17 protein-coding genes are annotated in these 14,071 nt (G+C 66.9%); 10 read left to right on the forward strand and 7 right to left on the reverse strand.

The window, feature by feature from the left end:
• The first annotated feature begins 83 nt into the window (after nt 1–83).
• Nucleotides 84–623: an SH3 domain-containing protein gene (locus tag AZC_RS01205; RefSeq protein WP_081433863.1), complete on the forward strand. Its 540-nt coding sequence runs from the start codon at nt 84–86 to the stop codon at nt 621–623.
• Between the two features lie 138 nt (nt 624–761).
• Here AZC_RS01205 and AZC_RS01210 read toward each other — a convergent pair whose 3' ends face one another.
• From AZC_RS01210 to AZC_RS01220, 3 genes are all read right to left on the reverse strand, one after another.
• On the reverse strand, nt 762–1,235 hold the full coding sequence (locus AZC_RS01210; protein ID WP_012168769.1) for a MucR family transcriptional regulator: 474 nt from the start codon (nt 1,233–1,235) through the stop codon (nt 762–764).
• A gap of 153 nt (nt 1,236–1,388) precedes the next feature.
• Nucleotides 1,389–2,150: an ABC transporter permease gene (locus tag AZC_RS01215; protein ID WP_012168770.1), complete on the reverse strand. Its 762-nt coding sequence runs from the start codon at nt 2,148–2,150 to the stop codon at nt 1,389–1,391.
• 90 nt (nt 2,151–2,240) lie between these two features.
• A complete protein-coding gene (locus tag AZC_RS01220) occupies nt 2,241–3,161 on the reverse strand; it encodes an ABC transporter ATP-binding protein (RefSeq protein WP_012168771.1) in 921 nt (306 codons plus the stop codon).
• Nucleotides 3,162–3,472: 311 nt separating this feature from the next.
• Here AZC_RS01220 and AZC_RS01225 point away from each other — a divergent pair, with 311 nt between their 5' ends.
• Together AZC_RS01225 and AZC_RS01230 are read left to right on the forward strand one after the other, a co-directional pair.
• Nucleotides 3,473–3,943: an Lrp/AsnC family transcriptional regulator gene (locus AZC_RS01225; protein WP_012168772.1), complete on the forward strand. Its 471-nt coding sequence runs from the start codon at nt 3,473–3,475 to the stop codon at nt 3,941–3,943.
• A gap of 87 nt (nt 3,944–4,030) precedes the next feature.
• Nucleotides 4,031–4,822, forward strand: coding sequence for a transporter substrate-binding domain-containing protein (locus AZC_RS01230; protein WP_043878741.1), 792 nt, complete (start codon nt 4,031–4,033; stop codon nt 4,820–4,822).
• Between the two features lie 54 nt (nt 4,823–4,876).
• On the opposite strand, the gene AZC_RS01235 is transcribed toward AZC_RS01230, so the two are convergent.
• Together AZC_RS01235 and AZC_RS01240 are read right to left on the reverse strand one after the other, a co-directional pair.
• A complete protein-coding gene (locus tag AZC_RS01235; RefSeq protein ID WP_012168774.1) occupies nt 4,877–5,494 on the reverse strand; it encodes an alpha/beta hydrolase in 618 nt (205 codons plus the stop codon).
• A 56-nt stretch (nt 5,495–5,550) separates the two neighbouring features.
• A complete protein-coding gene (locus AZC_RS01240) occupies nt 5,551–6,480 on the reverse strand; it encodes a ring-cleaving dioxygenase (RefSeq protein WP_043878742.1) in 930 nt (309 codons plus the stop codon).
• 285 nt (nt 6,481–6,765) lie between these two features.
• Here AZC_RS01240 and AZC_RS01245 point away from each other — a divergent pair, with 285 nt between their 5' ends.
• Nucleotides 6,766–7,203: a DoxX family protein gene (locus AZC_RS01245; protein WP_043878743.1), complete on the forward strand. Its 438-nt coding sequence runs from the start codon at nt 6,766–6,768 to the stop codon at nt 7,201–7,203.
• Between the two features lie 111 nt (nt 7,204–7,314).
• Complete coding sequence (locus AZC_RS01250) at nt 7,315–8,283, forward strand: LysR family transcriptional regulator (protein ID WP_043879899.1); 969 nt, start codon at nt 7,315–7,317, stop codon at nt 8,281–8,283.
• A gap of 254 nt (nt 8,284–8,537) precedes the next feature.
• Here AZC_RS01250 and AZC_RS01255 read toward each other — a convergent pair whose 3' ends face one another.
• Entirely contained in the window at nt 8,538–9,239 is a 702-nt protein-coding gene (locus AZC_RS01255; protein ID WP_012168778.1) for a glutathione binding-like protein, read from the reverse strand.
• 187 nt (nt 9,240–9,426) lie between these two features.
• Here AZC_RS01255 and ybaK point away from each other — a divergent pair, with 187 nt between their 5' ends.
• The 4 genes from ybaK to AZC_RS01275 are packed head-to-tail and all read left to right on the forward strand — an operon-like array spanning nt 9,427 to nt 11,764.
• Complete coding sequence (gene ybaK, locus AZC_RS01260) at nt 9,427–9,900, forward strand: Cys-tRNA(Pro) deacylase (protein ID WP_012168779.1); 474 nt, start codon at nt 9,427–9,429, stop codon at nt 9,898–9,900.
• Nucleotides 9,901–9,954: 54 nt separating this feature from the next.
• Nucleotides 9,955–10,227 (forward strand): DUF2934 domain-containing protein, encoded by a 273-nt coding sequence (locus AZC_RS01265; protein WP_012168780.1) that lies wholly within the window; start codon nt 9,955–9,957, stop codon nt 10,225–10,227.
• A complete protein-coding gene (locus AZC_RS01270) occupies nt 10,227–11,174 on the forward strand; it encodes a DUF72 domain-containing protein (RefSeq protein ID WP_012168781.1) in 948 nt (315 codons plus the stop codon). Before AZC_RS01265 ends, AZC_RS01270 begins: the two co-directional genes overlap by 1 nt.
• Nucleotides 11,171–11,764, forward strand: a complete 594-nt coding sequence (locus AZC_RS01275) for a UdgX family uracil-DNA binding protein (protein ID WP_012168782.1) — start codon at nt 11,171–11,173, stop codon at nt 11,762–11,764. Before AZC_RS01270 ends, AZC_RS01275 begins: the two co-directional genes overlap by 4 nt.
• A gap of 3 nt (nt 11,765–11,767) precedes the next feature.
• Here AZC_RS01275 and AZC_RS01280 read toward each other — a convergent pair whose 3' ends face one another.
• Nucleotides 11,768–12,178 carry a hypothetical protein gene (locus AZC_RS01280; protein ID WP_043878744.1) on the reverse strand — a complete coding sequence of 137 codons (411 nt, stop codon included), beginning with the start codon at nt 12,176–12,178 and terminating at the stop codon, nt 11,768–11,770.
• Between the two features lie 164 nt (nt 12,179–12,342).
• On the opposite strand from AZC_RS01280, the gene AZC_RS01285 reads away from it, so the two are divergent.
• Nucleotides 12,343–13,752 (forward strand): FAD-binding oxidoreductase, encoded by a 1,410-nt coding sequence (locus AZC_RS01285; protein ID WP_043878745.1) that lies wholly within the window; start codon nt 12,343–12,345, stop codon nt 13,750–13,752.
• Nucleotides 13,753–14,071 lie beyond the last annotated feature (319 nt).

The following is a 14,071-nucleotide window of genomic DNA, read 5'->3' on the forward strand; positions in this document are numbered from 1 at the left end:
GCACCGGCGTTAGAGCCGCATTCATGGTTCTGGGGCATCTATCCAGTCCAGACCGGCTCAGACGTGCGAAAGGACGAGCAGACATGCGGATCACGTGGCGGCATCTCTCCCAGGCGCGGCGGGCGCTCATGGCCCTGCTCATGGTGACGATGCTTCCGGGCATGGCGCTCGCGGCGGATGACGACAAGGGGGCCGGCACCGGTCTGCCCGTGCCCCGCTTCGTCTCGCTGAAGGCGGACCGCGTGAACGTGCGCAACGGTCCGAACCGGGATCAGGACGTGGCCTGGATTTTCACCCGCGCCGGCCTGCCGGTGGAGATCACCGCCGAGTTCGAGACCTGGCGGCGCATCCGCGACGCCGACGGTGCGGAAGGCTGGGTCTATCACTCCATGCTGTCAGGGCGGCGCACCGCCCTCGTCGCGCCCTGGAGCAAGGACACGACCATCACCCTGCGCGACAAGCCCGATGCCAATGCGCGGGCCGTGGCGCGGCTGGAGGCGAATGTGCTCGGCACCATCAAGTCCTGCGACGGCAAATGGTGCCGCATCCTCGGCGACGGCTTCGACGGCTATGTGGAGCAGAACAAGCTCTGGGGCGTCTATCCGAACGAGAAGGTGGACTGACGATCTCGGTGCCCTGAGACTGCCCCCGCGCCTCCGGTGAGGCAACGGACATGAAAAAGGCCCGGCGCGCATGGCGACCGGGCCTTTTTCATGTGTCCTGCCGCTGCTGGCGCAAGCGCGCCGCTCAGGCCTTCTGGATCACGCCTTCTTGGCGCGGGGCTTGCGGGCCGGAGCGTCCTTGGCCTCGGGCGCCTTGGCGGGCGTGCTCTTGGCGCGGCCGAGCCCGATTTCCTTCGCCATGGCCGAGCGGGTCAGCGCATAGTTCGGCGCAACCATCGGATAGTCGTAGGGCAGGTCCCACTTCTTGCGATACTCGTCCGGCGTCAGGCCATACTTGGACATCAGGTGACGCTTGAGCGATTTGAACTTCAGTCCGTCCTCAAGGCAGATGATGTAATCGGGCGTGATGGAACGCTTCACGCTCACCGCGGGCACGAGCTGCTTCGGAGCGGCTTCAACCGGCTTCTGACCGGTGAGCGCCGCAAGGGTTGCATGCACGGTCTGGATGAGGTTTGGCAGTTCGGCCGCGCTGATGCTGTTGTGGGCGACGAACGCACTGACGATCTGCGCGGCGTTCTCTGCCAGGAAGTCGTTCGAATCTTGATCGTCCACTGCGAATCCTCCGAGAGTAAGTGTTTATTGCAGCAGGCCGACCTTTAATTCAAGCGGTGGCACGCTCGAAAGGTGCCAAATCGGACATTTTGCACCGACCGACAATAGAATCGGATCGTTTGACGCTACGTTGCGGCCAGACTTGTGGCACAATCATGTCTTCAACCGATAGCCGGTCTTGAAGATCCAGCCCACGGCCAGAAGACAAAAGCCGAGGAACATGAAGGTCATAGCTACGCTGATCCCGACATGCACATCGGCATTCCCGTAGAAGCTCCAGCGGAAGCAGCTCACAAGATATACTACCGGATTGAACAAGCTCAGGTTGCGCCAGAAGGGCGGGAGCATGTCGATGGAGTAGAAGCTGCCGCCGAGAAACGTCAAAGGTGTCACGATCAGAAGTGGTATCATCTGGAGCTTTTCAAAGCTGTCCGCCCAGATGCCGATGACGAATCCGAAAAGGCTGAAGGTGATCGCGGTGAGCACGAGGAAACCGAGCATCCAGAAGGGATGTTCGATCCGCACCTCTACAAACAGAGCGGCCGTGCCGAGCGTGATGAGACCGAGTATGACCGATTTGGTTGCGGCGGCCCCGACGTAGCCGACGACGATCTCCACTGCCGAAATCGGTGCCGACAGTATTTCATATATCGTGCCCACGAATCGCGGGAAGTAGATGGCGAAGGACGCATTGGAGATGCTCTGCGTCAGGATCGACAGCATGATCAGCCCCGGAACGATGAAGGAGCCGTAGCTGACCGCGCCGATCTCGCCCATGTGGCCGCCGATGGCCGACCCGAAAACCACAAAGTAAAGCGAAGTGGACAGGACGGGCGACACGATGCTCTGGAGCAGAGTGCGACGTGTGCGCGCCATCTCGAAGACATAGATCGCGCGGATGGCATTGAGGTTCATGGCGGATCCGTTCGTAGGCAAACATGGGGCGGGGGTGTCGGGTATGGGCATGCCGTGGGCATCGGGCGCGGCGGCCGGTGCGGCGACCGCTCAGGCATGGACGAGGCTGACGAAGATCTCTTCCAGCGAGGTCTGCCGCGTCTCGAGATCGGAGAAGGCCACGTCGGCGGCGGCCACCTCCTTCAGGAAGGCAGCGATGGCTTCCGGGCCTGCGGCCGCGTCATAGGTATAGGTGAGGCTGAGGCCGTCGGGTGCCAGCGTCACGGGATGGGCGGCAAGGGCCGGCGGGACCGCCGCCAGCGGCGCCGGAAGATGCAGCGTCAGCTCCTTCCGACCAAGCTTGCGCATCAGGTCTTCCTTGCGCTCCACGAGAATGAGCTCGCCCGCCCGGATGACACCGATGCGATCGGCCATCTCCTCGGCTTCCTCGATGTAATGGGTGGTGAGGATGATGGTCACCCCCGCTTCCCTGAGGTCGCGGATGAGGCGCCACATGTCCCGCCGCAGTTCCACATCGACGCCGGCGGTCGGTTCGTCGAGGAAGAGGATCTGTGGCTCGTGGGAAAGCGCCTTGGCGATCATCACGCGCCGCTTCATGCCGCCGGAGAGCGTCATGATCTTGGCGTCGCGCTTGTCCCAGAGGGAGAGGTCCTTCAGCAGCCGTTCGATGAGGGCCGGGTCCGGCTTCTTGCCGAACAGGCCCCGGCTCAGGCGCACGGTGGCCGTCACCGTCTCGAAGGCGTCGGTGGTCAGTTCCTGAGGCACGAGGCCGATGAGGCTGCGGGCGGCGCGGTAGCCGCTGACGATGTCGTGCCCGGCGGCCTCGATGCTGCCGGAGGAGGCCCGCACCAGACCGCAGATGATGCTGATGAGGGTCGTCTTGCCCGCGCCGTTCGGGCCGAGGAGGGCGAAGATCTCGCCCTTGCGGATGTCCAGAGAGACGTTCTTCAGCGCGCTGTGGCCCGAGGCATAGGTCTTCGAGACGCCTCGGAGCGAGAGGATCGGCTGCATGGGAGACCTGTTCTGGAGTGCATAAGAACTGTGCGGCACCCTGCGCGTGTGGGGGCATGCGGCAAGGTGACCATCTGCGTCGGGCGCCGAAGCTACAAGGAAGCCATCCTCATGCAAGTTCCCACCTCTAACACGCATGGTGGCTCTTTGAGCCGCGGCGCCACGACCCCCCGGGCGTCGGGGTCGGCCCTGGCATGCGGGTGCCGGGGCCGACCCACGCATCGCTGACCATGAATTGGACGCGGATGCCTCGAAAACGGGCGTGGTTCGGTTAGGCTGGGCCGATCGAATCCGGACGGACCCCGCACCCCATGGCCCTGCTCGACGCCATCGACCGCAAGATCCTCTCGATCCTGCAGCAGGATTGCCGCATCACCATGCAGGAACTGGCGGACCGGGTGGGCCTTTCCGCCTCGCCCTGTCATCGCCGTGTCCGCCTGCTGGAAGAGCGGGGCGTCATCACCCGGCATGTGGCCCTCGTGGACCAGGCGGCGGTGGGGTTGCCGGTGAGCGTGTTCATTTCCATCAAGCTGGAACGGCAGAAGGAAGAGGATCTCGACCGCTTCGCGCGGTCCATCTCCACCTGGCCGGAAGTTCTGGAGTGCTACCTCATGACCGGCCCGCGCGATTATCTCCTGCGGGTGGTGGTGCCGGACCTTGCCGCTTACGAGACCTTCCTCAAGACCAAGCTCACCCGGCTGGATGGCGTCGCCTCCATCGAATCCAGTTTCGCGCTGGGGCAGGTGAAGTATTCTATCGCCCTGCCGGTAGCCGCATCCTGACGGCCGTCCGGCACGGCTTGTGCATTCGGCGTGTCCCGTTCCGGCCGGCGGCGTATCGGCGGGCCGGCTGATCCCGAGGAGAGTTTCATGGATCGCAGGTCCATCCTGTCCCTGCTGTGCGTCTCGGCCATGCTCGGCCTCGCCGCGCCCGCAGCCCATGCGGAAGATGCGCTCGAGGCCATCCAGTCGCGCAAGGCCGTGCGCATCGCGGTGCCCACCGACTATCCGCCCTATGGTTTCGTCGGTCCGGACCTGAAGCCGCAGGGCCTCGACATCGACATGGCCGAGCTCATCGGCAAGAAGATGGGCGTCAAGGTGGAACTGGTCCCGGTCTCCAGCGCCAACCGCATTCCCTATCTCCAGACCGGCAAGGTGGACCTCGTCATCTCCACGCTGGGCAAGAATGCCGAGCGCGAGAAGGTCCTCGACTTCAGCTCCGCCTACGCGCCCTTCTATCAGGCGGTGTTCGGCGGCAAGTCGGTGCCCGTGAAGGCGCCCGGCGACATGGCCGGCCATTCGGTGGCCGTCACCCGCGGCGCCATGGAGGACCAGGAGCTGGAAAAGGTGACACCGCCGGGCGTCACCGTGAAGCGCTATGAGGACAATGCCGCCACCGCCGCCGCCTATGTGGCCGGGCAGACGGAACTGGTGGCCATTTCCTCGGCGGCGGCGGGCACCATCATGATGAAGAACCCGCAGACCAACACCGAGTTCAAGTTCCTCATCAAGGAGTCCCCCTGCTTCATCGGCATCGCCAAAGGCGAGGACACGCTGAAGGCTAAGGTGAACGCCATCATCGCCGAGGCGAAGAAGGACGGCACCATCGACGCCATGTCGAAGAAGTGGCTCGGCCGCGAGGCTGGCGACCTGCCGCTCTGAGTCGTCCTCCGCCGGAAAAAAAAGAACCCCGGCCCGTCTGCGGGCCGGGGTTTTTCATTGCCCCAGCCAGCGCTGGGCGAGGGTGAGATCGGCCTGCGAGAGGCCATGGCCCACGGGCAGAACCTCATGGCGCACATCCGCCTTCATGCCGGCGAAGGTGGCCGCCAGCGTGCGGGCATTGGCTTCCGGTACGATGGGGTCCATGGCACCGGAGACCATCAGGATGCGGGTGCCGGAGAGGTCCGCTACAGGCGCCTCCTGCAATGGCACCATGGCCCGCAGCAGCACGCCGCCGGCGAGCACGCCGGGATGGAGCTGCATCACCGCTGCCGCGATGTTGGCACCATTGGAGAAGCCGAGCGCGATGGGCGCCGGCAGGCCGTAAGCCGCCCGCGCCTCGGTGATGAAGGCGGCGAGATCGTCGGCGCGGCGGCGCACGTCCGCTTCATCGAAGACGCCTTCTGCCAGACGCCGGAAGAAGCGCGGCATGCCGCCTTCCAGCACCTGACCCCGCGGCGAGAGCAAGGCGGCGCCGGGCGCCACGGCGCGGCCGAGGGGCAGGAGGTCGGTTTCGTCGCCCCCGGTGCCGTGCAGCAGGAGCAGCGGCGCGCGGCCGGGCACGGTGGCCGGCTCGAAGCGATGGACGAAGGACAACGTGTCAGTGCGGGTCATGGGACCCTCCTTCTGGGGGCTCGGCCCGCGCAGAGGCGCGGGCCGGCGATGTGGGTTCAGGCGAGGACCGGGAGCACGTCCTCGATGGCCGCGCGGCGCGGCTCGAGGAAGGACGGCAGCTTCAGCGCCTGGCCGAGGCTCGACGCCGGCTCGTCCACGGCGAAGCCGGGGATGTCGGTGGCGATCTCGAACAGCACGTGGCCGGGCTCGCGGAAGTAGACCGAGCGGAAGTAGTTGCGGTCCTTCTGCTCGGTGGCGCGGATGCCGTGGTTCTCCGCCAGCTTCTTCACCATCTCCATCTCTTCCGCGTCATCCTTGGCGCGGAAGGCGATGTGGTGCACCGAGCCGCCACCGAGGCGGGCGGGCAGGAAGCCGCCGGCTCCGTGCAGGTCCACGATGCCGCCGATGGTGGTGCCGGGCGCCTGATAGCGCACCAGCGAGCCGGCGCGCGCCACTTCCTTGAAGCCCAGCACGTCGGTGAGGATGGCGCCGGTGCGGGCGGTGTCCTCAATGAGGAGCTTCGCCGAATGGAAGCCGCGGATGGCCATCTCCGCCGGGACGTCGCTGCCGGTCCAGGCGGGCTCGGCCTCGATGCCGGGTACGCCGACGAGGGCGAGGCGCATGCCGTCCACGTCCTTGAAGGAGATCACCTTGTCACCGAAGCGCTCCTCCGGCGGCTGATGGGCGATGCCATTCTCGATGAGGCGGTGCAGCCAGTAGCCGACCGCGCCCTCGGGAATGCGGAAGACGGTCTCTTCCGTCTCGCCGAGGCCGAGGCGGCCGGGCGCCACATGGGCCCAGGGAAAGAAGGTGAGGATGGTGCCGGGCGCGCCGGCCTCATCGCCGAAATAGAAATGATAGGTGCCCGGATCGTCGAAATTGACCGTCTTCTTCACCAGCCGCAGCCCGAGGACGCGGGTGTAGAAGTCGAGATTGCGCTGGGCGGGGCCGGCGATGGCGGTGATGTGGTGAATACCGTGGGACATGGTCGTGACCTCCGTGGAAGGTGTCTGGAAGCGCCGGATCAGCGGCTGGCTTGGCTCCACAGATAGCGCTGATCGGCCCCGGCGCCACGGCATTTCTATTGCGCTGATGCAATTCAGACTCTGCGAAATCTGGAATTGCCTTGCGTCTGTGGTGAGCCGATTGTCTGTCCATCACCTGAGCCGTGGCGGTCACAAACCGAAGCGGCTCAAGGGCGGACCGCACTGAGGCGGGCCGCTCCGGCAGCTTTCCGGGCCTCTCGGGGTCCACACGGATGGAGACTTCCCATGCTTGACCTTCGCACCGCCGCTTATGGCGCCACCGCCCTGCGCATCACGCTCGGCCTGATGTTCATCTCCCACGCCTATCTGAAGTTCGCGATCTTCACGGTCCCCGGCTTCGAGGGCTATCTCGCCGCCCAGGGCCTGCCCACCTTCCTCGCCTGGCCGATCGTCCTCGGCGAGTTCATCGGCGGCACCGCCATCCTCGTCGGCTTCTACGGCCGCGTCGTCTCCCTGGCGCTGATCCCGCTGCTCGTGGGCGCCCTCATGGTCCATGCCCCGAACGGCTGGGTGTTCAACGTGGCCGGCGGCGGCTGGGAATATCCCGCTTTCCTCGCCATGGCGGCCTTTGCGCAGGGCCTGCTCGGCGACGGCGCCTTCGCCCTGAAGTCTGTGACGCTCTCCGAGCTGATCGGCACCAAGGCGACGCCCCGCGCCGCCTGATCTCTTCCCGCCAGTCATCGGCACCGGGCCGCGCCTTGAGCGCGGCCTTTGCCGTTTCCGTCCGGCGCCGGTTTGTGGTTTCTTCGGCGCGTGTGGTGCGGAGGAATGCGGGTGGCGGAGCCCTTCAAGAATCTGGCGTGGGATGATTTCCGGCTCATCAAGGCGGTGGCCGATGCGCGCAGTCTGCCGGCGGCGGCGGTGCAGATGGGGGTGAACCACTCCACCGTGTTCCGCCGCCTGAAGCAGATCGAGGAGGCGCTCGGCGTCGCCTTGTTCGTGCGCCACCGTACCGGCTATGCCCTCACCCCCGCCGGCGAGGAAGTGGTGGCGCTGGCAGAAAGGGTGGATGCGGACATCACCTCCGTCACCCGCAAGATCGCCGGGCGCGAACTGGCGCCGGCGGGCGAACTGCGCGTCACCACCAACGACAGCCTGCTGGTGCATCTGCTGATGCCCATGCTTGCCCGCTTCCGCGAAGCCTGCCCGAGCGTGCGGCTGGACGTGGTGCTGGGCAATCAGGCGCTCAATCTCTCCAAGCGCGATGCCGATGTGGCGATCCGCGCCAGCGACACGCCGCCGGACAATCTGGTGGGCCGCCGCGTGGCGCGCATCGGCTGGGCGCTCTATGGACTGGCACGGCGGTTTCCCAGCGCGGACGCTATCGCGCAGATGGACCCGGCGGCCGAGGACTGGGTGTCGCTGGGCGATGGCTTCGGCGGCATGAAGGTGGTCAAGGACACCCTTGCGCGCATCCCCCCGGAGCGGATCGCCTATCGCGTCAACACGGTGTTCGGCCTCGCGGAGGCCATCGAGGCGGGGCTCGGCATCGGCTATGCGCCCTGCTTCATCGCCGATCCGCGCCCGGCCCTCGTGCGCCTCGCCCCGCCGGAGCCCGCCTATGCGGCCGATCTCTGGCTGCTCACCCATCCCGACCTGCGCCACGCCGCCCGCGTGCGCGTGTTCCTCGATTTCATGGCCGGCGAGATCGCCAGATACCGCGTGTTTCTCGAAGGCGCGGCCGAGGGGGGCGACGCCGTCGCGGAACAGGCACTGGCGTCAGAGGAGGCGGGGGAGGGTTAGGGCCGCTGGACCCCTGTTGAGGGCACGCCTCTGCCCCCTCCCTATCCCTCCCCCGCAAGCGGGAGAGGGGACTGCGTTCCGGGGGGCGGAGAGCCTGCACTGCATTCCGTGAGCGAAACGCCTCGACCGCGCCTGCCATAACTCCCTCTCCCGCTTGCGGGGGAGGGCCGGGGAGGGGGCATGTCGGACCCTCTCCCCCAAGCATCGCAAAAAAAGAAGTGCCCCACAGCCACAGCGCGGGGCGCTTCTCCACATCACGCCTTCACGTTCGCCGCCGTCTGGCCGAACAGAACCGAGCGGCTGTTTTCGTTCACGGTCGGGGTCGTGTTCACCTGCTTGCCCTTCTCATAGGCGCGCTCGGTGGCCGGGCGGGCCTTGATGGCCTCGAACCAGCGCTTGAGGTTCGGGAAGTCCTCCAGCTTCTGCTGCTGGCGCTCGTGCGGCACGATCCAGGGATAGGCCGCCATGTCGGCGATGGAATAGCCCTCGTCGTCGATGAAGTCGCGGCCTTCGAGGCGCCGGTTCAGCACGCCGTAGAGACGGTTCGTCTCCTTCACGTAGCGCTCCATGGCGTAGGGGATCTTCTCGGGCGCATACTGCACGAAATGGTGGTTCTGTCCGGCCATGGGGCCAAGGCCACCCATCTGCCAGAACAGCCACTGGAGCACCTGATAGCGCCCGCGCACATCCTTGGGCAGGAACTGGCCGGTCTTCTCGGCGAGATAGAGCAGGATGGCGCCCGATTCGAACACCGAGACCGGCGCCCCGCCGCCCGGCGGATCATGGTCCACGATGGCCGGCATGCGGTTGTTCGGCGCGATCTTGAGGAAGTCGGGCTTGAACTGGTCGCCGGCGGAAATGTTCACCGGGTGGATGGTGTAGGGCAGGCCGGTCTCTTCGAGGAAGAGGGTGATCTTGTGGCCGTTGGGGGTCGGCCAGTAGTGCAGGTCGATCATGCCGGGTCTCCGGGTGGGGCGCCGCTCGGGAAAGGTCCGGCGACGCAACGGTGGCCGCAGATTGGCCCATTCGCGTGCGGCATGAAACCACCCTCGCAGCGGATCACTCCGCCGTGACATGCGCTTGACGCCGCGCCCCGCGCGGGACCAGAGATCGGGCCTCGTTTTCTCGATCTCGGCCCCTGCCATGTCCAAGACCACCCGCGCCACGCAGGCCCTCCAGAAGGCCGGTATCGCCTTCACCGCCGTCTCCTATGACTATGATCCGGACGCGCCGCGCGTCGGCCTTCAGGCGGCGGAGGCCATCGGCGCCGAGCCGGGCCGGGTGCTGAAGACGCTGATGGCCGAGGTGGACGGCAAGCCGGTGTGCGCGGTCATCCCCTCCGACCGCGAGGTGAGCATGAAGAAGCTGGCGGCGGCCTTCGGCGGCAAGTCGGCGCATATGATGAAGCCGGCGGATGCCGAGCGCCTCACCGGCTACCACGTGGGCGGCATCAGCCCCTTCGGCCAGAAGCGGCAGGTGCCGACCGCCATGGAGGAGACCGCGCTCGCCTTTCCGGCCGTGTTCCTCAATGGTGGCCAGCGCGGGCTTCAGGTGGAGGTGGACCCGAAAGCCGCCTGTGCCGCGCTGAATGCGAAGCCGGCGCCGCTCATCGCCTGACAGGAACAGCGTCCGCGTCCCACCGTTCTCCTCTCAAAGACGGAAGGACACATCATGGACGCTCACGACGAGAAGATCCGCGAACTCGCCTATCAGATCTGGATCGAGGAAGGGCAGCCGGAAGGCCGCGCCGAGATCCATTGGGACATGGCCACCGAACTCGTGGCGCAGACGGAGAATTATCCCGCCACCTTGCGCCCCGTGCCCACGGAGGACGGTCCGCCCGAGGAACCGGCCGACATCCAGAACAATCTGGGCGAATTCCCGACCCTGACCGACCAGGGCGAGCAGGTGCCTCCGAGCCGCAAGGCGGTGCCGGAGGACTAATGGCGGCCCGCCATCCGCCAGCCGATGTGCGCATCGGCGTCTCGGGATGGACCTATGCGCCGTGGCGGGGCGCCTTCTATCCCGAGGGCCTCGGCGCGAAGCGGGAACTGGCCTATGCGGCGCAAGTCTTCCGCTCGCTGGAGGTGAACGGCACCTTCTATGGCCTCCAGAAACCGGAGGTCTTTGCCCGCTGGGCGGCTGAAACGCCCGACGATTTCCTCTTCGCGGTGAAAGGGCCGCGCTTCATCACCCATATGAAGCGGCTGAAGGCGGTGGAGGCGCCCCTCGCGAATTTCTTCGCCTCCGGCGTCCTGAAGCTCGGCCGCAAGCTCGGGCCGGTGCTGTGGCAATTGCCGGCGTCCTTTCCCTTCAACGAGGCACGGCTCGACGCCTTCCTGTCCCTCCTGCCCCGCAACATGGCGACGGCATCGGAGTTGGCCCGGCGGCACGATGCGCGCCTTGAAGGGCGGGCGGCGGTGGGGGCCGAGACGGACGGTCCGCTGCGCCATGCGCTGGAAATCCGCCACGACAGTTATCGCACGCCCGCCTTCACGGACCTGCTGCGGCATCACGGCGTCGCCCTCGTCTGCGCCGATACGGTCGAGTGGCCACTGCTCATGGATGCGACCGCCGACTTCATCTATGTGCGCCTGCACGGCTCGCAGGAGCTCTATCGCAGCGCCTATCCGCCCGAAGAACTGGACCGCTGGGCGGCGCGCGTGCGCCACTGGCGGGAGGGCCAGGCGATGACCGACGGCGCCTTCATCGACGCCCGCAGTGTGCCGAAGCGCCCGCGCGACGTGTTCGTCTATTTCGACAATACGGACAAGCTGCACGCCCCCGATGATGCCCGCGCCCTCATGACACGCCTCGGCCAGACGCCGGGCCATCCGGACGTGCCGGTGCGGCGCCGCCGGAAGATCGGGGCAGCGGAGGCGCACCCGTGACCGGCCCTGAGGCGCTGGCGGCGCTCGCCCGAGATGCGGCGAATTGCATACGCTGTCCGCTCTATCGCGATGCCACGCAGACGGTGTTCGGCGAGGGGGCCGCCGATGCGCCGCTGATGCTCGTGGGCGAGCAGCCGGGCGATCAGGAGGACCGCAAGGGCCATCCCTTCGTCGGCCCGGCCGGTGGCGTGCTGGACCGGGCGCTGGAGGCGGCGGGCATCGCGCGCGGCGCGGTCTATGTCACCAATGCGGTGAAGCACTTCAAGTTCGAGCGGCGGGGCAAGCGCCGGCTGCACAAGGGGCCGAATGCGGGCGAGATCGCCGCCTGCCGCTGGTGGCTGGACCGGGAACTGGCGCTCGTGCGGCCGTCGCTCGTCGTGGCGCTGGGGGCGAGCGCCGCCCATGCGCTGCTCGGCCGGGCGGTCACCATCTCGCGGACGCGCGGTCGGGTGATGGAGGCGTCGGGCGACGTGCGCCTGCTGGTGACGACCCATCCCTCCGCCATCCTGCGTGTGCCGGACGCTGAAGCGCGGGCCAAGGCCTTCGATGCTTTGGTGGCGGATCTCGTGGTGGCGCGTGAGGTGGCCTGACCCTCACTCCGAGGGCGGCGGGGGTGGGGCATCGGCCAGCGGCTCATAGGGCGCGCGCAGCAGTGTGCCGGTGGTGTCGAGTTGCACGCGCCCGTAAGGCGCGGCGGAGAGGGTGGCGCTGTCCGGCGTGCCGCTGCGCGCCTTGGCGCCGGCCCGGCGGCAGGGCACGGTGAGGGTGACGTTCTGGCCGATGGCGAGGCGCGTGCCCTTTTCCACCTGCCGCACCTGCCCCTTCACCGTGCAGTCGGTCGCCCCGTCCGGCTCCTGCACAGCCGCCACCGCGATGATGACCACGTTCGGGGCCTCGGCGGGCGGGGCGGCGCCGGCGGCTGCCGGGACAAGCAGGGTCAGCAGCGCGCCAAGGCGCGGGCCCGAACGGGATGTGTTCCCGAACCTTCCTGCCGCGCGCGCCATGGCTTCTCTCCTCGCCTCTGTCCTGAGGCAGGAAAGGGCGGGCGGCTGCGGAAGGCAATCCCTGCCGGTGGGCGAGCCGGCATAAAGTTGCGCGGGACCTGGCTGATGCCGCACCATTCTTCGTGCCGGCTTGCTATGAAGCCTCCAGATGCGCGGAGGCAGGCATGGACAGGATCGACACCGTTCTCAAGGCTGTGCCGGAGGACCTCGTCACCACCGATCAGGACGTGGTGGCGCGCTATCTCACGGACTTCCGCAAATACATGACCGGCGCCTCCCGCGCCGTGCTGCGCCCCCGGACCACCGAAGACGTGCGCCGCATCGTGGCGCTGTGCGCGGAGCATGGCGTGCCGCTGGTGCCCCAGGGCGGCAACACCTCCTATTGCGCCGCCGCCACCCCGGGCGTTGCGGGCGACGAACTGGTGCTGAGCCTGGAGCGGCTGAACGCCATCCGCGAGGTGGATGCCCCCAACCTCTCCCTCACCGCCGAAGCTGGCTGCGTGCTGAGCGTGCTTCAGGAGACGGCGGATGCGGCGGGCCTCATGCTGCCGCTGGACCTCGGTTCGCGCCAGTCCTGCCAGATCGGCGGCAATCTCTCCACCAATGCCGGCGGCGTCTCCGTGCTGAAGTACGGCATGGCCCGCGATCTCGTGCTGGGCCTCGAGGCGGTGCTGCCGGACGGGCAGCTGCTCGACGTGCTCCAGCCCCTGCGCAAGAACAACACCGGCTATGATGTGAAGCAGCTTCTGCTGGGCGCGGAAGGCACGCTCGGCATCATCACGGCGGTGTCGCTGAAGCTGGTGCGCAAGAGCGTGCAGACTGTCACGGCCTTCCTCGCCATTCCGGAGATCGACGCCCTGACGCAGATCCTGGCGCGGGCGCAGGCCTATACCGGCGAGTGCATCACCTCGTTCGAATATGTCTCCGACCATTCCCTCCGGATGCTGCTGGCCGCCAGGAGCGAGCTGCGCCATCCGCTGACGGCGCCCAACCCCCATTATGTGCTGCTGGAAGCCCAGACCGCCTCGCCCGTCTTCCCGCTGGAGGACGCGGTGAGCCAGTTGCTGGAGCAACTGATGGAAGAGGGGCTCGTCACCGACGGCACGCTCGCCTCCGGCGGCGCGCAGCGCGATGCGCTCTGGGTGCTGCGCGAGCACATTCCCGAGGCGGAAGTGGCGAACGGCGGCTCGGTAAAGCACGATGTCTCCGTCACCACCTCCCGCCTGCCGGCCTTCGTGAAAGAGGCCTCCGCGCTGGTGGAGGACCATTCGGAGGGCGGCCGCCTGTCCATCTATGGTCACGTGGGCGATGGCAATGTGCACTTCAACGTGGTTGCGCCCGTGGGTGCCGTGCCGGCCACCTACAAGGCATGGTTCGAGCGCGAGGTCTCGCCCCGCATCTATGATCTGGCCGTGGCCATGGGCGGATCGTTTGGTGCCGAATACGGGATCGGCCGGGTGAAACTCGATCTGCTGGACCGCTACGGCAATCCTGCCAAGATCGCCCTCATGCGGGCCATCAAGACAGCGGTGGACCCGAAGAACATCCTCAATCCGGGGAAGGTGGTGCGTTAGCCCATCCGCCGGATGAGCGCGCCCACGTGGTGCGGTGGCGGAGCGACATCGCTTGTTGCAGCCATCTGCCGCCTGCGGCCAACCCCCGCACCCCTACTTTATGCGCGCCAAAGTAGTAACGACCGTTGCTGGACGAATGATCCGTCGCCCCCGCCAAAGGGCTTAGATCGCTTGCATTGGATTTCAGTGACTTAGACTTGGCACTTCCTCCCGCTGCTCACCGGCCTAGAAAACTGCTCCGTTTTCGGATGTATTCGGGAAACTGCCATTTGATCTAAATCAAAAAATACGCGTGAAATCCGCCAGCCCCGCGCAAGCT

The organism is Azorhizobium caulinodans ORS 571 (assembly GCF_000010525.1).
Classification (GTDB): domain Bacteria; phylum Pseudomonadota; class Alphaproteobacteria; order Rhizobiales; family Xanthobacteraceae; genus Azorhizobium; species Azorhizobium caulinodans.